The 19,783-nt window shown below is 73.0% G+C and carries 18 protein-coding genes and 1 pseudogene; 13 read left to right on the plus strand and 6 right to left on the minus strand.

All coding sequences use genetic code 11. From position 1 onward, the window contains the following. The first annotated feature begins 439 nt into the window (after positions 1–439). From ACYSMR_RS00320 to ACYSMR_RS00355, 8 genes are all read left to right on the plus strand, one after another. The gene (locus tag ACYSMR_RS00320; RefSeq protein WP_461746870.1) at positions 440–1,663 is read left to right on the plus strand and encodes an IS110 family RNA-guided transposase; all 1,224 of its coding nucleotides are present in this window, start codon (positions 440–442) and stop codon (positions 1,661–1,663) included. 118 nt (positions 1,664–1,781) lie between these two features. Continuing rightward, a complete protein-coding gene (locus tag ACYSMR_RS00325) occupies positions 1,782–3,434 on the plus strand; it encodes a LuxR C-terminal-related transcriptional regulator (RefSeq protein WP_461747034.1) in 1,653 nt (550 codons plus the stop codon). Between the two features lie 134 nt (positions 3,435–3,568). Further along, positions 3,569–4,405, plus strand: a complete 837-nt coding sequence (locus tag ACYSMR_RS00330; RefSeq protein ID WP_309126277.1) for a class I SAM-dependent methyltransferase — start codon at positions 3,569–3,571, stop codon at positions 4,403–4,405. Between the two features lie 195 nt (positions 4,406–4,600). Further along, positions 4,601–5,953 (plus strand): ribosome small subunit-dependent GTPase A, encoded by a 1,353-nt coding sequence (gene rsgA / locus ACYSMR_RS00335; protein ID WP_461748048.1) that lies wholly within the window; start codon positions 4,601–4,603, stop codon positions 5,951–5,953. 592 nt (positions 5,954–6,545) lie between these two features. Beyond that, positions 6,546–7,385, plus strand: coding sequence for a TPM domain-containing protein (locus tag ACYSMR_RS00340; RefSeq protein ID WP_461747035.1), 840 nt, complete (start codon positions 6,546–6,548; stop codon positions 7,383–7,385). A gap of 498 nt (positions 7,386–7,883) precedes the next feature. Next, the gene (locus tag ACYSMR_RS00345) at positions 7,884–8,108 is read left to right on the plus strand and encodes a hypothetical protein (RefSeq protein WP_251334720.1); all 225 of its coding nucleotides are present in this window, start codon (positions 7,884–7,886) and stop codon (positions 8,106–8,108) included. A 326-nt stretch (positions 8,109–8,434) separates the two neighbouring features. Continuing rightward, on the plus strand, positions 8,435–8,641 hold the full coding sequence (locus ACYSMR_RS00350; RefSeq protein WP_309126280.1) for a cold-shock protein: 207 nt from the start codon (positions 8,435–8,437) through the stop codon (positions 8,639–8,641). Between the two features lie 416 nt (positions 8,642–9,057). Then, entirely contained in the window at positions 9,058–9,723 is a 666-nt protein-coding gene (locus ACYSMR_RS00355) for a hypothetical protein (protein WP_461747036.1), read from the plus strand. Positions 9,724–9,945: 222 nt separating this feature from the next. On the opposite strand, the gene ACYSMR_RS00360 is transcribed toward ACYSMR_RS00355, so the two are convergent. Continuing rightward, entirely contained in the window at positions 9,946–10,356 is a 411-nt protein-coding gene (locus ACYSMR_RS00360) for an excalibur calcium-binding domain-containing protein (protein ID WP_309126258.1), read from the minus strand. Between the two features lie 416 nt (positions 10,357–10,772). Continuing rightward, complete coding sequence (locus ACYSMR_RS00365; RefSeq protein ID WP_461748049.1) at positions 10,773–11,984, minus strand: MalY/PatB family protein; 1,212 nt, start codon at positions 11,982–11,984, stop codon at positions 10,773–10,775. A 479-nt stretch (positions 11,985–12,463) separates the two neighbouring features. Between ACYSMR_RS00365 and ACYSMR_RS00370 the strand changes: the two genes are divergently transcribed. From ACYSMR_RS00370 to ACYSMR_RS00380, 3 genes are all read left to right on the plus strand, one after another. Then, complete coding sequence (locus ACYSMR_RS00370) at positions 12,464–12,766, plus strand: DUF4193 domain-containing protein (protein ID WP_251334815.1); 303 nt, start codon at positions 12,464–12,466, stop codon at positions 12,764–12,766. Positions 12,767–14,011: 1,245 nt separating this feature from the next. Beyond that, complete coding sequence (locus ACYSMR_RS00375) at positions 14,012–14,458, plus strand: hypothetical protein (protein ID WP_461747037.1); 447 nt, start codon at positions 14,012–14,014, stop codon at positions 14,456–14,458. Then, positions 14,455–14,808, plus strand: a complete 354-nt coding sequence (locus ACYSMR_RS00380) for a hypothetical protein (RefSeq protein ID WP_309126256.1) — start codon at positions 14,455–14,457, stop codon at positions 14,806–14,808. Before ACYSMR_RS00375 ends, ACYSMR_RS00380 begins: the two co-directional genes overlap by 4 nt. 543 nt (positions 14,809–15,351) lie before the next feature. Here the strand turns inward: ACYSMR_RS00380 and ACYSMR_RS00385 are convergent. Then, entirely contained in the window at positions 15,352–16,263 is a 912-nt protein-coding gene (locus ACYSMR_RS00385; RefSeq protein WP_461747038.1) for an AfsR/SARP family transcriptional regulator, read from the minus strand. A 372-nt stretch (positions 16,264–16,635) separates the two neighbouring features. Here ACYSMR_RS00385 and ACYSMR_RS00390 point away from each other — a divergent pair, with 372 nt between their 5' ends. Further along, a complete protein-coding gene (locus tag ACYSMR_RS00390) occupies positions 16,636–16,947 on the plus strand; it encodes a hypothetical protein (protein ID WP_251334742.1) in 312 nt (103 codons plus the stop codon). A 31-nt stretch (positions 16,948–16,978) separates the two neighbouring features. Here ACYSMR_RS00390 and ACYSMR_RS00395 read toward each other — a convergent pair whose 3' ends face one another. From ACYSMR_RS00395 to ACYSMR_RS00405, 3 genes and pseudogenes are all read right to left on the minus strand, one after another. After that, the gene (locus tag ACYSMR_RS00395) at positions 16,979–17,248 is read right to left on the minus strand and encodes a hypothetical protein (RefSeq protein WP_461747039.1); all 270 of its coding nucleotides are present in this window, start codon (positions 17,246–17,248) and stop codon (positions 16,979–16,981) included. Between the two features lie 157 nt (positions 17,249–17,405). Then, positions 17,406–17,918 carry an SIP domain-containing protein gene (locus ACYSMR_RS00400; protein WP_461747040.1) on the minus strand — a complete coding sequence of 171 codons (513 nt, stop codon included), beginning with the start codon at positions 17,916–17,918 and terminating at the stop codon, positions 17,406–17,408. 104 nt (positions 17,919–18,022) lie between these two features. After that, positions 18,023–18,364, minus strand: a pseudogene (locus tag ACYSMR_RS00405) (siderophore-interacting protein); the annotation flags it as partial. 404 nt (positions 18,365–18,768) lie between these two features. On the opposite strand from ACYSMR_RS00405, the gene ACYSMR_RS00410 reads away from it, so the two are divergent. Beyond that, positions 18,769–19,773, plus strand: a complete 1,005-nt coding sequence (locus ACYSMR_RS00410) for an iron-siderophore ABC transporter substrate-binding protein (protein WP_461747041.1) — start codon at positions 18,769–18,771, stop codon at positions 19,771–19,773. Positions 19,774–19,783 lie beyond the last annotated feature (10 nt).

Below are 19,783 nucleotides of genomic sequence, written 5' to 3' on the forward strand. Positions count from 1 at the left end.
TGTGCTCGTTCATGCCCCCGGCGCTCGCCGACCGCCGACGCCAGCCGTCGACGCCTCCGGCGACCACGGCGACCACGGCGATCACCACCCGCCCCGAGAGCGAACCTCACCGCCACACACCCGCACTGGCACCCGGGCCCCGACGACGACGACAACCGCATCGGCTGCGACCCCCACCCCGGCACACCGCCCCCCGTTACCTTTTTCATGGCTCTTCAGTCCGTCAGGATGAGAGGTGCTGACCGGTCGGTTGCCGGCATGATCGTTGCCCCCAGTCGCCCATGATCCGGGGGTGTTGTCACCGGCAACCGGTCCGGTGGTCACGGATCGCTGATAGAGGCGGGATCTCCTTCGAGGACCTTCGTAACGTGGATGCCGAGCGTGACCACCACCCGGCCGGTCAGTAGACGCTGTGGGCCCACGTTGAGGAGGCAACACCATGAGCGAGCAACGCCCGGCCGTGTTCATCGGCCTGGACGTCGGCAAGTCCGACCACCACGCGGTGGCCGTGACGAGCACCGGGAAGACGGTCTATGACAAGGCGCTGCCTAACGACGAGGCCCGGCTGCGCGCGATCCTCGAGGAGCTGGTTGCAATCCACGGGCCGGCGCTGATGGTCGTGGACCAGCCAGCCACCATCGGCGCCCTGCCGGTGGCCGTGGCCGAAGCCACCGAGCAGGTTGAGGTGGCGTATCTGCCCGGGTTGGCGATGCGCCGCATCGCCGACCTGCACCCGGGGAGTGCGAAGACCGACGCCCGGGACGCGTTCATCATCGCCGAGGCGGCCCGCACCATGGCCCACACCCTGCGGAACATCCGGGTGGATGAGGCTCAGATTGCTGAGCTGGCGGTGCTGGCCGGTTTCGACGACGACCTGGCCGCCCAGATCACCGCAACCAGTAATCGGTTGCGCGGGATGCTCACCCAGATCCACCCCGCCCTCGAAAGGGTGCTGGGACCGCGGGTGACCCACCCGGCGGTGGCGGATCTGCTCACCCGCTACCCCACCCCGGCGAAGCTGGCCGCGGCCGGCAGGGGCCACGTGCGGGCGAGGCTGAAGAAGCACGCCCCCCGCCTGGCCGAGTCGTTGACCGAGGAGATCTTCGAGGCCCTGGCCCAGCAGACCGTGGTGGTGGCCGGCACCGAGGCCGCGACCACCGTGGTGCCCATCCTGGCCGGGCAGCTGGGCGCCCTGATCCACCAGCGGGCGACGGTGGCTACCCAGGTCGAGGCCCTCGTGGAGGCCCACCCTCTTTGCCCGGTCCTGACCTCGATGCCCGGAGTGGGGGCCAGGACCGCCGCGAGAATCCTCACCGAGGTCGTGGGCAAAGACTTCGCCGATGCCGGGCACCTGGCCTCTTACGCCGGGATCGCCCCGGTCACAAGACGGTCGGGGACCTCGATCCGCGGCGAGCACGCTCCCAGGGGTGGGAACAAACGCCTCAAGAGAGCCCTGTTCCTCTCGGCCTTCGCCTCGCTCCACCATCCGCCCTCGAGGGCCTACTACGACCGGAAACGCGCCCAGGGCAAGCGCCACAACCAGGCGATCATCGCCCTGGCCCGCCGCCGGACCGACGTGCTCTTCGCCATGCTCAGGAACGGCACCCTCTACCAAGACCCCACCGGGCCCCAAACGCCGTCAACGGTGGCCCTGGCCGCTTGACCAAAACCATAGAGGCACCCCCCCGTCCGGCGACCCCCGCCGCCGTGCGCACGGAAGGGGCGGCGTGGGCTCCGGGCTCGCCCTGTCCACGAGGCGAGCGCAGTGGGATACTTTCCGCATGGATGCGCCGCGGGTGGGCGAGACCATCCACCAGGGGACGCTGGCGCTGGAACGGGCCGACTGGGCCGGCGCGCGTGAGGCCTTCGAGCGCGTCGTGGACGGCGAGGAGGCCGCCGCGGACGCGGTCGCCGCCGAGGGCCTGGGTCTCGCTCTGTGGTTCGAGGGCCGGATCGCGCAGGGGATCCAGTGGCGTGAGCGGGCGTTCGCCGGGTACGTCGCCCAGGGCCGTGTCGACGACGCGGCGCGGGTGGCGGTCTGGGTGTCCGAGCAGCACGAGATCGGTGGCCGGCCCTCTGCGGCCCGGGGGTGGCTCGCTCGGGCCGAACGGGTCCTGCAGGGCGCCCCCATGGGTGCCGGGCACGGCTGGGTGGCGGTCGGGCGGGCCCAGCATGCGACGTCCGTCGAGGACCAGGCGTTCCAGGCGAGACGGGCGCTGCGTATCAGCCGTGAGACGGGTGCGGAGGACCTCGAGGTGCTCGCGCTGAGCCTGCTCGGCCGGGCGGAGCTCGCTGCGGGCCACCGGGAGCCGGGCCTGCACCTGCTCGAGGAGGCCATGGTCGCGGCCACGGCGGGCCGGGTCCGCAGCATCCACACCGTGGGCTCGGCCTACTGCCATCTGATCCTGGCCTGTGCCGAGGCGGAGGAGTGGGAGCGGGCCACGGAGTGGTGCGAGCACGTCGAGGCCTTCGCACGGACTCACCGCGCGGCCCCGCTGCTGGGGGTGTGCCGGACCGTGCATGCCGACGTGCTGATCGCCACGGGTCACTGGCCCGAGGCCGAGGCGTCGCTGGAGTCCGCCCTGGCCACCCATGCCCGGTACATACCGGACCTGAGTGCCCCGGCCCTCGCCACCCTGGCCGAGCTGCGGATCCACCAGGGCCGCTTGCGCGAGGCGGAACAGATGCTGTCCGGGCGTGAGGAGCACCCCTCGTCGCTGCGCGCACTGGCCCTGCTCCACATCGCCGAGGGCCGAGCGCAGGTGGCTGTCCGCCTGCTCGAGCGGGGCCTGGCCGAGACGGAGGGACATGCTGTGCGCACCACGCAGCTGCTCGCCGCCCTCGTCGAGGCCTGCCTGGCAGCCGGTGACCTCGGGGCCGCGGAGGCCGCCACCGCGAGCCTGCGCCGGATCGCCGGGCACTCCGGAATGCGTCTGGGCTCGGCCCGTGCCGATCTCGCCGCGGCACGCTGCGCCCTGGCCACTGGTCACCGTGCCGAGGGGGCCGAGCACGCCCGGCGGGCCCTGCGCGCCTTCGGGATGCTGGGGATGCCACTGGACGCCGGGGTGGCCCGGCTTGAACTGGCCCGGTCGGTCATGAACGACTCGCCCGAGCTGGCCAGGGAGGAGGCGCTGGCGGCCCAGAGCACCTTCCGTGACCTCGGGGCGTCCCGGGCACTGGACCGCGCGGCCGAGGTCCTGCGCGAGCTGGGCCGCGGCACGGGTCCCCGGCCCAGGAGCGCGGGCGAGCTGACCTCGCGCGAGCACGAGGTCCTCGATCTGGTCGCCCAGGGGAAGTCCAACGCGCGGATCGCGACGACGTTGAGGATCAGTGAGAAGACCGCCGGACACCACGTGAGCCGGATCCTGATGAAGCTCGGTGTGCACAACCGCGCGCAGGCGGCTGCGGTGGCGGTGGCACGAGGCGGGGCGTAGGGCACGGATAGGGCATTCTCCCGATGTTCCGCCCGGTCGATCGGCCGATGCTGGGAAGCGTGGCACAGCTACCCACCACCCCGGTCACAGGCCTCGGTCCGAGGCGCCCTGCACACCGACAAGGAGATCCCGCCATGACCACCCTGGACAGCACGCGCAGCGCAGACCTCCAGCTCAAGGCCAAGCACCGCGCCGTGTGGGCCTCGGGCAACTACTCCACCATGGTCGAGACGTTCCTGCTCCCGCTGGGTCCGCGCATCGTCGAGGCCAGTGGGATCGGTCCTGGACAGCGCGTTCTCGATGTCGGTGCCGGCACCGGCAACGCCTCCCTTCCCGCCGCCGCCACCGGAGCCGATGTCACCGCCAGCGACTTGACGCCCGAACTGCTCGAGATCGGCCGCCGCCGCGCGCAGGCGGCAGGACTGAGCCTGGACTGGGTCGAGGCCGATGCCGAGCACCTGCCGTTCGAGGACGCCTCCTACGACGTCGTGATGTCGCTGATCGGGGCGATGTTCGCCCCCCACCACCAGCAGACGGCCGACGAGCTGGTGCGGGTGTGCCGTCCCGACGGGACCCTCGCGCTGCTGAGCTGGACGCCGGAAGGCATGGTGGGGGAACTCTTCCGCACGATGAAGCCCTTCGCCCCCGCCCCGCCGCCGGGCGCGCTGCCCCCGCCGCTGTGGGGCAGCGAGGAGCACCTGCGGGAACTGTTCGGCGGACGGGCGGAGTTCCACACCGTCGACCGCGACGTCCTCGACGTCACCGCGTTCACCCGGCCCCGAGACTTCGGCGAGCACTTCAAGGCGTACTACGGTCCCACCATCGCCACCCGGGCCAACGCTGAACGCCAGGGCCGGGCCGCGCAGTTCGACGCCGCGCTCGAGGACCTCTGCGAGCAGTGGAACCGGGGCACGTCCCGACGGGCACGCTTCGAGCTGGAATACCTGGTAGCGGTCGGCACCCGGCCCTGACCGGCCCTGGACAAGACCCCGCCCCCCCCCCGCCCGCGAGCGCCGCCCCCGCCAAGGGTCACGGGCGCAGAGGCGGAGGGGGCCGACCTGTCGGCCGGCACGGGGAGCACACCGTGTCCCCCGTGCCGGCTTCTCCCGCCGGTGGTGGAGCACCAACAGCGAGACGGGTCCCTTCCGCATGATCCCGGCTCGTGCATGCCGCCGGGAGGGGCTGTCGTTCCGGGCATCCGGTGCCGCTTCCCCTGCGCACGCCGGTGGCATCTCGCCGCGCAGGAACCTTCCGAGCAGGATCGGCCTCCAGGGACCAGGCGGAGGTGTGTCGATGGCGGTCACACCGGTCGATGCTGTGCGAGCCCATCCTCTGCTGTCGCTCACCTCCACCGTCTTCGGCCGACCGCCGCAAGCACCGCCGTGTTCTTCCCGGTCCGACGGAGACCACCCAGAAAGGGTCTCCCGTTGTCCTCCTCGACACCGACTTCCTCCCTGCTCCCTGCCCACGGCTGGGACGAGCACTGGGAGAGCACCTTCAACACTGTGGCCGGCCACGCTGCCGGAGCCGTCCCGGCCCGGGTGCTCCGCACCGAACGGGGTCTGTGCGAGGTCATCACCGACCGCGGACCCGCACGGGTCGGGCTCCGGCCGGCGCAGCACACCGGTTCGGGCACTGGGCCCACCACCGGCGACTGGATCGCCGTGCTTCCGGCCACGGACACTGCTGCGGCGATGCTGGAGGCCGTGCTGCCGCGCCGCACCGCCCTGGCACGGGCCGGGGCCGATGGCAGCCCACGCGGTCAACTGCTGGCCGCGAACGTGGACACGGTCCTGATCGCGGTCTCACTGGCCGCTCCTGTCCGCCATGCCCGTACCGAACGGTTGTTGGCCCTGGCCTGGGAGTCCGGTGCCCGCCCGGTGGTGGCGTTGACCCAGGCCGATACGCACCCCGATCCGCAGGCGGCCCGGGAAGAACTGGCCAGTGTGGCCCTCGGGGTCGACGTGCTGCTCACCAGCGCACCCACCGGCGAGGGCATCACCGAGCTGCGCGCGGTGCTGGAGGGCACCATCGTGCTGCTCGGCGCCTCCGGGGTGGGCAAGTCCATGCTGGGCAACCGGCTCCTGGGCACAGACCTGTTGGCGACCGGGCCCGTGCGCGCCGTCGGCGGCAAGGGCCGCCACACCACGGCCTGGCGCGAACTACGCCCCCTTCCCGGTGGAGGCGTGCTGCTGGACACCCCCGGGCTGCGCTCGATCGGTCTGACGGGCGCGGACGAAGGGGTGCGCCACACCTTCGCCGATCTGGAGGACCTGGCCGCGCAGTGCCGCTTCTCCGACTGCCGGCACCACACTGAACCCGGGTGCGCGGTACTGGCCGCCATCGCCAACGGGACACTGCAGGCACGGCGGCTGGAGAGCTATCGCAAACTGCAGCGCGAGACCGCGTGGATGGCCTCCCGCACCGATGCCCGCGCTCGCGCCGAACGCACCGGGGACGCGAAAACCCTGACCCAGCACCTGCGCGCCGGTTGCCGGGGCCGGGAGAGGCCGCGGTGAGTCCGGATGAGCAGTCCGGATCTGGCGTTCGCCGTGCTGCACCGTGGAACCCGGCCGTGGCCCTCGGTCCGGGGCGGCCGCCGCGGCCCTGGCCCCCGGCCGCAGGCCCGCTCGACGCCGGCGCCGCGGACCGCGGTGCCGGGGTCGGAGCCAGGAGGCGATGTCCAGCCCGCGGCCCGAGTGCTCCGTGGGAACCGGCAGCCTCCCCGCTCGGGACGGGGGGAAGGGGTGCACCCCGCCACCGAGGCGTCAGCGCGCGGAACGCAGACCGCCGAGGGGCCATGTCCTGAACGGAGACGACCGGGGCTCGCGCGGAGGGAGAGTGCACCCGTGGAAGGGACACCGTCGACCGCGCGGGTGCGTCGCCGACCCGCGGGGGCACAGGCCCGCGGGTGGTGCGGCCAGGAATGGAAGATCGTCGGTAGCATGCCCTGATACGGGTGCCGCTCCGGTGAGCATGGGCGCGGTCATCACCTCCCCGTCCGGGGCGCGACGATCCGCCTGGGCCGTACGGGCCGAAACGGCAGACCGCCCCACCGGAGGAGAGCCGGCAGGGCGGTTCGAGGGTGGTGCGGTCGGTGAGGAGGCGAGGATGCGAACAGCGGTGACGCCGAGGAGCATGGCGGGGGTGGCGCTGGTGCTGGCGCTCACCGGGTGCGCCGCCGAGGAGTCCGCGGTCGTGCCGGAACCGCCTCGGGCAGGCAACGTGCTGGACGCGGCCGGGGTGCTCAGTGCGGACCAGGAACAGGACCTCAACGCCCTGGTCGAAGAACGCAACGACTCCACGGACGCGGCCCGGGTGGCCGTGCTGACGGTCCAGGACACGCACGGGCCGATCGAGGACTACGCCCGTGAGGTCGCCACCGCCTGGGGCGTCGGTGAGGAGGGTGCCGACAACGGGGTGCTGATCGTGGCGGCCACCGGGGAGCGGGAACTGCGCATCGAGACCGCAGACAGGGCGCGGGAGTCCTTCTCCGACGGGGAGGCCGAGGACGTCGTCGAGGAGGTCCTCGCCCCGGCCTTCGCCGATCAGCGCTACGCCGAGGGCCTCCTTGAGGCCACCGACCAGATCTACCGCTACGCCCAGGGCCAGCAACCGCCCCACGAACCGGTCAACTGGGCGCTGGTGGGCAGCGTGGCCGGCGGCGTCGGCGTGCTGGGGGGCTCGATGATCTGGTGGGCCGTGGCCGATTCCCGGCGCCGGGCCCGGATCGCCGAGGAGGAGATCCGTTCCGCGCAGGAGCACGACCCGGACCTGCAGCTGAGCGAGGAGCAGCGTCGGGCCTACCGGAAGTACCGCTGCTCCCACCGGGGGGATGATGCCGTGACCAGCCCGGCGGTGTGGTTGCCGCTGTACCTGGCCCATCCGCACCTGTACTCCGGAGCCAGCTCGAACGGCTCCTCCGGCGGGGGCGCCTCCGGCAGCTATTAGATCCGGTTCCGCACCTCGGCGGGCCGTTGCGAACCCGCCAAGGCGGGTGGCAGCGGCCCGCCCGGGTTGCGGCACGGGCCCCGCCGCAGGCAGGGACTGGCTCGTCTCTGACCAGGGGAACGCCGCGCTCCCTACGGCTGCACCCCACCGCTCCCACCCACCACCGTGACGGCCGCCTGCGCGGCCACGGCGCCGACCGTGACCGGCCCCGCGGGGTGGTCGAGGACCACCCCGTCATGGCATGGACCGGACTGTCCCGGCGGTGATGCCAAGCCGGCACCCGGTCAATGCCCACGACGGGTACGAAGGGGCCATAATGTAGGCGGGACCGGTGTGCTGGGACGCGTCCGTGGCCTGAGCTGATCCAGTGGTGGTGAGGGCCCGCCTGATCCCGTCACGGCAGGCGACGCCGCGGAGGCGGTGGCGGCTGAGGGCTGTGGCCAGCGGTGGAGCGGCGGTCACTGCCACTGTGACGGTCACTGAGCTGAGGTGGTGAGGGTGGAGCGAGCAAGCCAGGCCAGGAGGGCGTTCGCGCCGCTGACCGGGACGGCCCGGGACCAGCTCCAGCAGGTGCTGGCAGCGGAGATGAGCTGGCACCACGCGGCCCTGGAGAGCCTGGCCACCGTCCCGAAGGCCATGGCAGACACGGACCGCTACGTAGCCGGTGAGATCAGCCTGACCCAGCTCGCTCAGCGCATCCGCGACCACGACGCACCACAGTAACCCGCACGGTCGAGGGTGCATGCAGGCCAGCAGGAGGTCGCAGCCGGCCTCCCGTGCGAACCATGCCGGCAACCCCACGGCGTCAGGGTCCGTGGAGCAGCGCGAGCGCGAGGATCAGGGCGGGCAGGGCGGGCAGCCCGACGGTTTCGACGGAAGGTCGATGGGGCCGCCCACGGTCATGCGGTGACACACAGGGCTCCTGTGCGCGCCGGCCTGTCCGGGCCCCTGAACCTCTGTCAGGCTGGCGGTGCACGGGACCCACGTGCACGAGCCCCTCCGGTCAGGGGTTCGGCTCGGCTTCATGGCAGGAAGAACAGGTACTGACAATGACGACTGGTGTGGTCAAGTGGTTCAACGCCGAGAAGGGTTTCGGCTTCATCGCCCCGGACGACGGATCCGCGGATGTGTTCGCGCACTTCTCGGCGATCAACTCCGGGGGCTTCCGCTCCCTGGAGGAGAACCAGCGGGTGCAGTTCGAGGTCCAGCAGGGCCCGAAGGGCCTCCAGGCGGCGAACATCACCGTCCTGCCCTGACAAGACAGCAGGATCCTCACGGACAGTCCCGGTAGCGGCGGGAAGGCTGCGACACCGGTGGCGGAAATCGCCACCCCGCCCTGACGGCGGGGTGGCGATTTCCTTGCCGAGGCAGGGTGCGGGCCCCCCGTGCCCTCTTCAGGGTCCCTGGCCGGGAACCGCAGGGCCTGGGAGGCAGCGCCGACCCAGCACAGCAGTCCTGTGTGACCGTCGACGGCTGGACGGAGTGACGGGCTCCCCCGGCCGGTTCCTCCGCATCCGGCGCAGGGAGCAACGCCGAAGTGGCCGGGAGACCTCCATGGAATGCAGCGATGTTCACAGGAGAGCACCGGGAAAGCCCTTCTCGACCGACCGCAGGCACCACTCCACGGTGCCCATCGGCCGCGCAGGGGTTTCCGGGCCGCATCGGCAACGCCGTGCGCCAGTGGGCCGACGAGCTCGGCGCGGGACGCAGCGGGCGACGGGTCACCGCCCTCACCGCAACCGCGTGCGGCATCACCACCCGACCAGCACCCGCCCAGCAGCTGCAGCGGCGAGAGGAAGGGGTGCGGCTGCTGCGGCTGCTGCGGCTACTGGAGGAGCACACCACGGGCCTGGTCATGGCCGTGGACGACATCCACGCCACCGATCGCGAGGAGATCACCCGGCCCGCCGCCGACGTGCAGCACTGCGTCCGGGCCGGGCTGCCCACCGGCCTGGTCCTCGCCGGTCCGCCGGCGGCCGTGCCGGACCAGCTCGACGAGGGCGTGGCGACGTTCCTGCGCCGTGCGGACCGGATCGGCCCGCACGCGGCCTCCGCCGGCGACGTCCAGCCGTCGGCTCCACGAGTACGGGAAACCCCTTCCCGCCCGAGAAGCGCGCAGAAGGGGCTTCCCTCCTGCGATGTGCTGCGCTCCGGCGCTCCAGGAGGCCCCGGGGGCTGGCTCCGGCCGGCGGTGAACGCCTCGGCCACCGCCGGGCCGCCGCTACTCGACCGGGACGTTGCCGGCTTGGGCGACCACCGTGACGAACGCCTTGGCGTCCTCCCCCAGGGTGGGCTCCCCCCGGGGTGGTCCACGGCCCCGGGGCAGGCGGTGGCGTAGGCCACCCGGTGGCCGCCGGCCACGACGGCGCGCCCCCGGCGATCTCCCCGGATCCGAGCAGGCTCCTCCGCGGGGAGGCTGCCGGCGCCCCGCGCCCCACCGGACCCCCGCTCTCAGCGCGAGGCGCTGTGGCGGGACGGCCCACCAGGACCCGGCCCCGGACCCCGGAGGACAGCAGGACGGCCCCCGCACCGGCCAGGATGCGGGGCCGTCCAGAAGAGGTTACGGGCGCACGGTCCGACGACGGGCGACCACAACCGCACCGGCGACGGCGGCCAGTCCGGCCAGGCCCAGCGCGGCGGTCCCGGTGGTGGACTTCTCCGGGGCCACGGCCACCCCGGTGTCGGCGCCACCGACCGGCATCTGCTCCACCTGCGGGTCGGCGGGAACCTCACCGACGGGAGGCAGCGGAATGTAGGCGTAGTCGGGGTTCTCGCAGGCGGTCCCGTCCGCGTCGGGGTCCAGCTCCGGGGTGTAGCGCGGATCCCCGGCCGGGATGTTGTAGACCCCCGCGGCCGCGGCGGCATCACAGGTCTCGAACAGCGGAAACGACAGGGCGGAGGCCGGGGCGGCGGTCAGAGCGGAGAATCCGACCGCAGCGACCAGGGCGGCGCCAGCAGCACTCTTCTTCATGGTGTCACTCGACTTTCAGGAGGGGTGATGACCCTTGAACCGTACTCACGAACTGACTCACCAATGCAAATATGCGGTTTATAACAACAGCCTGACGTGCACAGACAGGCGTTCGCCGGCTTCGGCTCCCCTTCTGCGCCGGTGCTGCACGCCTCGGCAGCCGCGGCGGCCACGGACGCCGCGCCGATGTCGCACGGGGTGCCCCGTCGACAGCGGGCGTCCCGACGTGGGCCCGGGCCCGGCTGCGACACGGTTCGCGGCGGGCATGGCCGAGGAGGATGTGACCCTTGGGATCATGCCGAGGCCCTCCTGTGGCCCTCCGCCCCGGAGGGAGCATGTGCAGGACGCAGGGTGGAACCGCTCCGGTCGTGCGGCCGCCCGGAGCGGGCACGGGGCGACCAGGGCGATCCGCCCGGCTAGGGCAGGTCCCTGACCGCCTGTCCCATGCGGGTGATCGCCTGGGTGAGGATGGTCTGTGAGGTGGCGAAGTTCAACCGCACGTGCCCGGCCCCGCCGGCGCCGAAGACGTGCCCGGAGCTCACGGCGACGCGGGACCGGTCGAGGAACATCTGGGCGGTGGCGGCCATGTCCGAGACGACCGCCAGCCCCTCGGGGTCCTGGCCGTTCTCCAGGCCCAACGGGCGGCAGTCCAGCCACGCCAGATAGGTGCCTTGCGGCGGGGTGTACCGCACGGCCGGCAGGTATTGGGCCAGCAGGCGGCTCAGCAGTGTCCGGTTGGCGTCCAGGCCCTCGAGGAGCGCGTCCAGCCACGCCTGCCCGGCGGTGAAGGCGGCGGTGTGGGCGATGACTCCCACGTGGCTGGGGCCGTGGCTGACCTCTTCGGGCATGCGGTGCAGGTCCGCGCCCGCCTCCGGGCCGGCGAGGGCCACGGCGGCCTTGAGCCCGGCGAGGTTCCACCCTTTGGAGGCCGACATCAGCGCGAACCCGTCCTCCGCACCGGGCACGCTCAGATACGGGGTGAACCGGGCCCCGGACAGCACCAGGGGCGCGTGGATCTCGTCGGCGATCACCCGCACCCCGTGGCGGCGTGCCAGTTCGGCCACCGCGGCCAGTTCCTGGCGGGTGTGGACGGTCCCGGTGGGGTTGTGCGGGTTGCTCAGCAGGTAGGCGACCTTTCCCCCGTGCGCCCGGGCGCGCCGGAAGGCGGCCTCCAGGACGTCCAGGTCGATCCGGGAGTCATCGCCCAGCGGTGCTTCCACGACGCGGCGGGCGTCGTGGGCGACGAAGGCGTAGAAGGGGGCGTAGACGGGGGCGTTCACCACGACCGCATCCCCCGGATCGGTCACCAGGCGCAGCAGCTGGACCGCACCCATCATCACGTCCGGCACGAGCGCGGTGCGCTCCACAACGATCCCGTCCCACTGCCATCGCCGCGCCGCGAAGGCGCTCAGCGCCTCGGCGTAGTCGGTGCCGGCCGGGTATCCGGTGTCACCACGGTCGATGGCCTCATGCACGGCCTGGGCCACCGCCGGCGCCAAGGACACGTCCATCTCCGCCACCCACAGCGGCAGCACATCCCCGGGATGGGCGCGCCACTTGATGCTGGTGCGCCGGCGCAGCTGGTCCAGCGACAGTGTCTCCAGGGGATTCGGCAGTGCGTCCATCATCACGGATCCCTTCCTGGCCACCGAACCGATCGCCGGCGGAGGCCGACGATCATCGCGGACGAGGCCCAAGGCCTCACCGGCAACAATGCCACGACCCACCGCGGATGCCAGCCCCGCCGCCCGAACGCGTGCAGAGGACCCGGACGGCGGTGACCACCACACCGGGCGCCGCTGAAGCCATCACGGAGAGCTCCCCCGCTCCCCACTCCCACACCGGAGCGGAGGACCACCGAGGTCCAGGGCCGCAGCGGCCACTCCACACCTCCCCCGGGGCACGGCGGCCCCTACTTGGGCCGGTGGCCCGGGATCGCTCGTGCAGGAACACGACCCGCGCGCACGGGAACCCCCACTGCAACGCCGCGGCTCCATCAGCGACCCGGGATCTCAGCGGTCCCTCCCCTCGTGTCGGTACACTCTGGTTCTTCCCGTGCCGGCTTCTCGTGCACGGTCACACCATCTGCAGGAGGACCCGCCACATCATGGCCACCGACTACGACGCCCCGCGCACCCGGGACGAGGACGAGCCGGCCAACGAGTCCCTGGAAGCCATCCGAGCCCAGCGCAGCACCACCCAGACGGCGGTCATCGACCTGGAGGACACCGACACCGCCGAGGGCATCGACCTGCCCGGGGCGGACCTGTCGCACGAGGAGCTCACCGTGGCGGTGATCCCGGAGCAGGCCGACGAGTTCACCTGCGCCTCCTGCTTCCTGGTCCGCCACCGCTCCCAGCTCGCCCGCCAGGCAGGCGGGACCAGCTACTGCGGTGACTGCGAGTGCTGAGCACTTCCTGACCCGTTCTTGTCCGGCTGCTCGGGGAGCCGGTCAGCGCCCACCGACCGGCGGCCACCGGACGCCGCCGCAGGGGTGCCGCGGAAGGTCGGCTTGTCGGTGGAGGTGGTGGAGCCCTGGCGGGTCCAGGGACCGGCGGCCCGGTCGGCGTGCGGCGCCGGTGCTGGCGAGGGGCACACCGGCAACACCGGCGCCAGGAGGCGGACAGCGCGCTGCCCTCGGCCACGGCCACCACCACGCACCACCCCATGTGCCCGCCCGGCCCCGCCCCGGAAGCAACGACGGCACCGACCCTGCCCGCTGCGCGCTCGCCCCCAGGGGCGGGTGGTCGACTCCACCGACCGGCCATGGCCCTCTGGGGCGGCGCCCACCGGGATCGCTCCACCGCCCCTCAGGACCGCTACGGGCACGCCCCGGCCACCGCTCCGCGCACCTGACCATCACCTTCCGCGGGACCGGCGGGCTAGGTGGCGGCGTCGGTCCCGGCACGCACAGCCCGTCAGGCACCTTCCGCCTGCCCCTCGCCCGCAGGACAGCAGCCGCCCGCCGGCGACGCTTTCCGTAACCTGCGGCCGGGGAAAGACCGCCGATGGTCCGCGAAACGCACACCGCGGTCCCCCAGTGGCGGACGGACCGCTCCTGTGCCGACGATAGAGCGGACCGGGGACATCGGGCCCGAGCCCGGGACAACGCCGTCCTGCGCCCGGGCGCGAGGGGGAGGTCACGGTGGGGGAACGGTGAGCAATGACACGGTGGGGGGAACGGTGAGCCATGACGTCGTCGGGATGGGGCAGGCACGCCTGATCCACCGGGCCATGACCACGGCCGGGGCCGAGAGGGTCCAGCTGTGGAGCGGGTGCGCCCGGCTCGACGGGACGCCACTTCGATCCACGTCGAGGCCCCCGTGCGTCACCGGCTGTGGTTGCCACCGCATCAGCAGCACTCGCCGGCACAGACCGCCCACGAACCGCTCGTCTGCGCCTTGACACGCCGCCTTCCCGGCGTCGGAGCGGTGCTGCACCTCGGCCTCCGTCCCAAGGACGGCGCCCGCCCCGGGACACCGTTGCGCCGGGTCGGCGGCCGAGCCCGTGCACCGCGTTACCGGCCCGCGCCCCGCACGCGTGCGGAGCAGGCGTCCGGGGGGCCACGGCCGGCTCCGCGAGCCGGTGCCCGCCACGTCCAGTCCTCCCCGCGGCACCGGATCGTCCGATGCCCACCAGAACAAGGAACTCACCCATGCATCCCAAGCTCTCGGTGACCGTCCAGGTCGACCTCAGCGGACAGCACCTGACGCTGGCCGTCACCGGCACCCTGACCACGGCCAACCAGCAAGCCCTGCCTCCGCTGGTGGAGCGGGCCCGCACCGCGTTCCCGGCCGCGGCACTGACCGTGGACCTGCACCAGGTCCGGCTCGCAGACGCCACCGCGATCGACCTGCTGGCCCACCGGCTCCAGCACGGGCACCCCGGCACCGGTCCCTGCGACACCGGCCCTACCGGCAACGCCACAGTGCGGATCACCGCACCGGCACGTCCGCACGAGGACACCGCCCCCCGGCGGCACCAGGAGTCCCCCGCCGTCCGCGGTGCCCGCCGCAGGGCACCCCACGGGGCGCGCCCCGCAACGGGCGTCGCCGTCCCCCGGCGCCGCCCTGACCCGGCCCCCGCAGGAGGATCCCGGTGATCCGATGGACGGCCCGGGCCACGATCCGCACCACTCACCGGGTGGACGAGCCCACGACCACCGCCCTCGTCCACTCCCTCGCAAGCCGCGGCGGCCTCGCCCGCAGCAGCGGCGCCCCAGGGCTGTGCGTCCAGTTCGCGGTGCCGGCGGACACGCACGCCACCGCCTACGGGCTCGCCCTGGAGCTGTTGGCCACCGATGTGCTGCCCCTGGTGGAGGGGGCTTCCCTCACGGACCTGCGGGTCGTCGCCGGGCACCTCCGCCCCCGGCTCTCGGCCACCCGCGCCCCTGGCACCCCGACCACAACGCTCCCGGAAGAGCGCACCTCCAGCAGAACGGCCGGAGGATGAGCTCCCCGTCGGGGTCGACGCCGACCGGGAGCCGAGCACTCCAGTGAACCGACCGGGCTGGGCGAAGAGCATGCCGCAGCCGGCCCGGTCACAGGCCCAGGGCGGCCGTCGCATCGTGCCCCCCGACCTGCCGCAGGCCCGCACGAGACCCGGGTGTTCGCCCACCCCGCCAAGGGCGGGGTGGGCGGCGAGAGCGCAGGAATTCCCCCGGAGATCGGACCGCGAAGTTCCTGCTCCACAGGTGCGTGAGGGTCGGCTGCGTGGTCGCCCGCGACATGGCGGAGCACTCCTCGACGTCCTCCCACCTCGCCAGCGGCGCCGCCCACCGAGGGCCTCGCCGGCGGGTCCATGCGGGGTCACCGGGCCAGCGCAGGCCACCGACCCCATCGGGACATGGGCGGCCGCGTCGCCGCGGGCGCGGGTGGGCAGGCGCCACCCGGCACTGAGGATCCGCGGCCGGTGCGCCCCGGTACGGGACGGGGCAGCCCGGTGATCGGGGCCGAGCGGCCACGCCGTCCGGTGGTCGGTGGGCGGGGCACGGCCTCAGGTGGTGGGGGTGAGGGTGCGTCCCAGGAAGGCGCGCAGCACCCCGGCCGCCTCCCGGCGGGCGCGCGGGTCCGGGGCCCCAGGAAGGGCCTGGCTCGCCGGCAGCAGCCCGTGGTGGTGGCCGTGGAGCACCAGCAGGGCCGCCACGGCCTGCGCCAGCTCGTCACCGGTCGCCGCGGTGGCCTCCAGGACCCGCTGGTGGGCCGCGCGCAGCACCGACCCCGGGCAACACCCCAGGTCCCGGTCCAGGACCTTCCGGCACTGGTCGTAGGCCTGCAGGGCCTCCACCGGGTGCCCGCCCGCCTCGAGCCCGAGGACCAGCACCGTCCAGGCCCGCTCGTTCACCGCCTCCTGCCCCAGCACGGCCCGGGCCCGGGCGACCGCCTCCGCGACCCGTCCCAGCTCAAGGGCGGCTTCGGCGGCCAGCACCCGGGCCTGCCCCACCCGGGCCGCGTGCAGGGTGCGCTGGGAGCCGGCCCACTCACAGCCCAGCTCGTTCTCCAGCAGAGGTGCTGCGGCCAGGTCCAGGGCGGCGACCAGCAACGGGTAGGCCTCCCGGGTGGGGCAGCCCCGGGCGGCCTCGAACAACCGGTCGAACCGGTGCAGGTCCACCTCCACCATCGCCGGGTCCATGAGGTAGCCCCCGTTGGCGGTCCTCAGCGGACCGGTCTTCCCCCGACCGGGCTGGAGGGACCGGCGCAGCACGCTGACATAGCTCTCCACCGTGCCCAGGGCCCCGGCCGGTGCCCGCTCCCCCCACACCAGGTCCACCAGCCGCTGCTTGGACACCGGGATCCCGGGCTGCAGCAGCAGGATCTCCAGGATCTGCCGCTGCCGCGGCCCGCCCAGCTCCTTGTCCGTCAGCACGTGCTCGCCCCGGGCCACCACCAGCGGGCCCAGCACCCGCACCGACAACCGCTCCCCCGGCGACCCTTCTCCCGGCGACTGTTCTCCCGGCGACCGTTCCTTCGCCAAGCGTTGCCCCGCACCGGCACCCCCGGTGGTGTCCCCGGTGGTGTCCCTGCCCCGATCCTCCGGCCGGCTGCTGCGCATACTGCTGCCCATGTGATCCCCCCAGACCCATCAGGTTTCCCATAGTGAACGCCTGCGACCAGGGAATCCACCCGCACTTGTGGGGAGACCACCCCCCAACCGGGGACACGACCACGCTCGGGCCAGGGCATGACCGATCTCCTGCCCTGACGCAGGCGCCCTACGGGAATCAGGAGCTGCCGAGGCCGCATCAGGTTCTTCGAAGGCGCTCCTGCGACAGTTCCGCTCATGGATCTGAGCTGTCAAGCGGGCGACTGCGCCTACGGTGCAGTGCACCTCGTGCCGGACGCCGAGGGAGGGGAGAAGTCGCTGACCCAGCTGGCCCACGCACCCATCAGGCGTTTCTGCGCCGTTCATGCCGAACTGGTCAGCGACCGCTACGCCCAGGCTGTGGCCTGGACCCTGATCACCTGTTACAGCCAGGGCCGCAGCGTGGAGCTTCACCAGGTGCAGGCCCTCTGTGACCAGTTGCGGGAGATGCCCACCGACCTCGCCCAAGCCACCTGCGCCATCCTCACCCGGCTCCCGGGCATCGGGTGACCAGCACACCACCGGCCGGACGAGGCCGCCCCTAGGAGTCCGCCGGGCCGCCCGGTTCATCTTGTCCGGGGCGGCGCCGGGACCCGGTGATCCAGCCCCTGGTGAGCCTGCCGCTCACCGGCAGCAGGATCCAGGTGAGGGCCGCGACGAGCAGTGCTGCGGTGAGCGCGGTGCTCAGCGGCCGCGGCCAGCCGCTGGTCAGTTGCGGCACCACGGCCGACAGCAGCAGGCTGGTGGGGTAGACGCAGGCGAAGGTCACCACCGCCTGGCGCCACTTGATGGGCCGGCGGAGTCCGTTCACGAATCCACCCACCGATGACATGAAGCGGGACAGGCCGACGAGCACATGGCGAGAACCTACCAGGTCCCCGCCACAGTCCGAGCGCACGCATTCGATGGGCCGCCCACACGGCCCGCGCAGCGCCGCAGCGCGTTGCGGATCTGGGAGGCGGTGAAGGTCAGCCGCCGCCCGCCCGTCGCCCCGGCGGCCCGGCGCTCGGCGGCCGAGCCGGTGACGCGTTCGCGGGCGGTCTCCGCTGCCATCTGGACCAGGTCCGCCGTGACGGCGAAGACCGTGGGTCCCGTCGGGGTGGGCGGTGCCCCCGTGTCCCCACCGGGCTGCAACCCGCCACCCCGCACCACGTCCCCGCGACCGGTCGGGGCCGGCGAGGACGCTCTGCGTCGACCGCCCCAACCGCTCCGGTTGTCCGGCACGGCTGCGTGGGATGCCACGTACTGCACAGTGCCGCCTCGCCCGGGCAACCGGTGGGATGGTCGCTGCGCTGTCGCAGCGTCCACGTCACCTCGATCCCGGCTGGATGTGCCCAGGACCGGATGTCGCCGCCGGTGGGCACTTCGATGACGGCCCGTCCGTCCATGAGCGGGTCCGGGGACCGCAGGATTCCTTCGATGGCCGGCGCCGCCGTCTCGTCACCGACCAGCAGCACCGGCCGGCGACCGCTCGCGGGCATGAACGCCGCCCCTTGGTCGAGCAGTCCCAGTGGCTGCCCGGCCGGGCATGCACCGTCCAGTGGGCGGCCGGGGTGTCGACCAGCCCGGTGGCCCCGGGGTGCGCCAGCCACGGCCGGCACCAGGAGTCCGCGGTCATCGTCGGCAGCATGGGCCTGTCCTGGTCGGGCGTGGGGAAGAACAGCCCGAACCAGTGGTCGCAGCCGTGGTCGGGACGTCGTTGCAGGTCCTCCCCGGCCACCACGACGCGCCGGAGGACAGGGCTCAGGCGAAGCCTTGCCGCACGTGGAGGTGCAGCACCGAGGAGCGCATGAGGGCGGGCCGACCGAGCTGCCCAGCCGGACCGGGACGCCGGCCACCGGCTGGGGGTGCACGTCGGGTGCAGGGAACGGGCACCCGTCCTGCTTGCCCGCTGGCTCGAAGCCGACCCGGCGCCATTAGCGCACAGGCGTGTGAGCTAATGCTCGGGGCCGTGTTACAGTTCAGCGGAAGTAAGGCCACCCTTACTTCTGCCTCGCCAGGCGTCTGGCAGGAGGCTGCCCGCGACCCGGGCAGTCTCCTGCTGCTCGGCGGTCCTGTCGACGCCCCGGGAGGGTGTCCCCGTCCGCCGTGATGAGCCCTCAACGGGAGCAGCACGCCGGGGCGGATCGCCTGCGCCCCCGCTGCGGGGCGGCCCGCGACAGCTCGCCAGCTCCTCGAGCCCGTCCCGGGGGCCGGGCCGGGTCGATGACGAGCCAGCACGTCCTCCTCCCGGGCCAACGACCCGTCCCGCCCGACGCCCTCCACGGTCCCGCCCTCTGCTGCACGGATCCCCACCGAAAGGCCACCATGTCCCGCCCTGCCAGACTCCCCATGCTCTCTGCGGCCATGCTGCTCGCCGTCGGACTCGCCGGCTGCTCGACGTCCTCCTCGACCCAGGACGCGGAGGCGAGCGGGGACGACTGGACACCGGTCACGATCGAGCACGCGCTGGGGACGACGACCATCGAGGCGAAGCCCGAGCGCGTGGCCACGGTGAACTGGGCCAACCACGAGGTGCCCCTGGCCCTGGGCGTGGTGCCGGTCGGGATGGCCGCAGCCAATTTCGGCGACGACAACGGCGACGGCGTTCTGCCGTGGGTCGACGAGAAGCTCGAGGAGCTGGGGGCGGAGACCCCGGTGCTGTTCGACGAGGCCGACGGCATCGACTTCGAAGCGGTAGCCGACACCCAGCCCGACGTCATCCTGGCCGCCTACTCCGGGCTGACCCAGGAGGACTACGACACCCTCAGCGAGATCGCCCCGGTGGTGGCCTACCCCGAGACGGCCTGGGGCACCCCGTGGCGGGAGATGATCGAGCTCAACAGCCAGGCCCTGGGCATGACCCAGGAGGGCCAGGAGCTGATCGCGGGCCTGGAGCAGGAGATCACCGACACGGTTGCCGCGCACCCGCAGATCCGGGACAGGTCGGCGATGTTCCTCACCCACGTGGACAGCACCGACCTGAGCGAGGTCAGCTTCTACACCACCCACGACACCCGGGCCATGTTCTTCGAGGACCTGGGACTGACCACCCCGGGCAGCATCGCCGAGGCCTCGGCAGGCACGGACAAGTTCTCCCTGACCCAGAGCGCGGAACAGGCCGACGCCTTCGACGACGTGGACATCATCGTCACCTACGGCGGGGACGAGCTGGTCACCGCCCTGGAGAAGGACCCGCTGCTGTCGCAGATGCCGGCAGTGGCCGACGACGCCGTGGTCAACCTCCCCGGCACCGACCCGCTGGGCACCGCGGCCAACCCCACGCCGCTGTCCATCTCCTGGGTCCTGGAGGACTACCTGTCCCTGCTGGACCAGGCCGCCGACCGGGCCCGGTGACCGCCACCGA

The sequence above is a fragment of the Kocuria sp. U4B genome, assembly GCF_054875615.1.

Excerpts from the sequence above, each read along its gene's own strand:
- ACYSMR_RS00320 (WP_461746870.1), top strand. The coding sequence starts at position 440 with ATGAGCGAGCAACGCCCGGCCGTGTTCATCGGCCTGGACGTCGGCAAG.
- ACYSMR_RS00325 (WP_461747034.1), top strand. The coding sequence starts at position 1,782 with ATGGATGCGCCGCGGGTGGGCGAGACCATCCACCAGGGGACGCTGGCG.
- ACYSMR_RS00330 (WP_309126277.1), top strand. The coding sequence starts at position 3,569 with ATGACCACCCTGGACAGCACGCGCAGCGCAGACCTCCAGCTCAAGGCC.
- rsgA (WP_461748048.1), top strand. The coding sequence starts at position 4,601 with ATGCCGCCGGGAGGGGCTGTCGTTCCGGGCATCCGGTGCCGCTTCCCC.
- ACYSMR_RS00340 (WP_461747035.1), top strand. The coding sequence starts at position 6,546 with ATGCGAACAGCGGTGACGCCGAGGAGCATGGCGGGGGTGGCGCTGGTG.
- ACYSMR_RS00350 (WP_309126280.1), top strand. The coding sequence starts at position 8,435 with ATGACGACTGGTGTGGTCAAGTGGTTCAACGCCGAGAAGGGTTTCGGC.
- ACYSMR_RS00360 (WP_309126258.1), bottom strand. The coding sequence starts at position 10,356 with ATGAAGAAGAGTGCTGCTGGCGCCGCCCTGGTCGCTGCGGTCGGATTC.
- ACYSMR_RS00365 (WP_461748049.1), bottom strand. The coding sequence starts at position 11,984 with ATGATGGACGCACTGCCGAATCCCCTGGAGACACTGTCGCTGGACCAG.
- ACYSMR_RS00370 (WP_251334815.1), top strand. The coding sequence starts at position 12,464 with ATGGCCACCGACTACGACGCCCCGCGCACCCGGGACGAGGACGAGCCG.
- ACYSMR_RS00375 (WP_461747037.1), top strand. The coding sequence starts at position 14,012 with ATGCATCCCAAGCTCTCGGTGACCGTCCAGGTCGACCTCAGCGGACAG.
- ACYSMR_RS00390 (WP_251334742.1), top strand. The coding sequence starts at position 16,636 with ATGGATCTGAGCTGTCAAGCGGGCGACTGCGCCTACGGTGCAGTGCAC.
- ACYSMR_RS00400 (WP_461747040.1), bottom strand. The coding sequence starts at position 17,918 with ATGCCCGCGAGCGGTCGCCGGCCGGTGCTGCTGGTCGGTGACGAGACG.
- ACYSMR_RS00410 (WP_461747041.1), top strand. The coding sequence starts at position 18,769 with ATGCTCTCTGCGGCCATGCTGCTCGCCGTCGGACTCGCCGGCTGCTCG.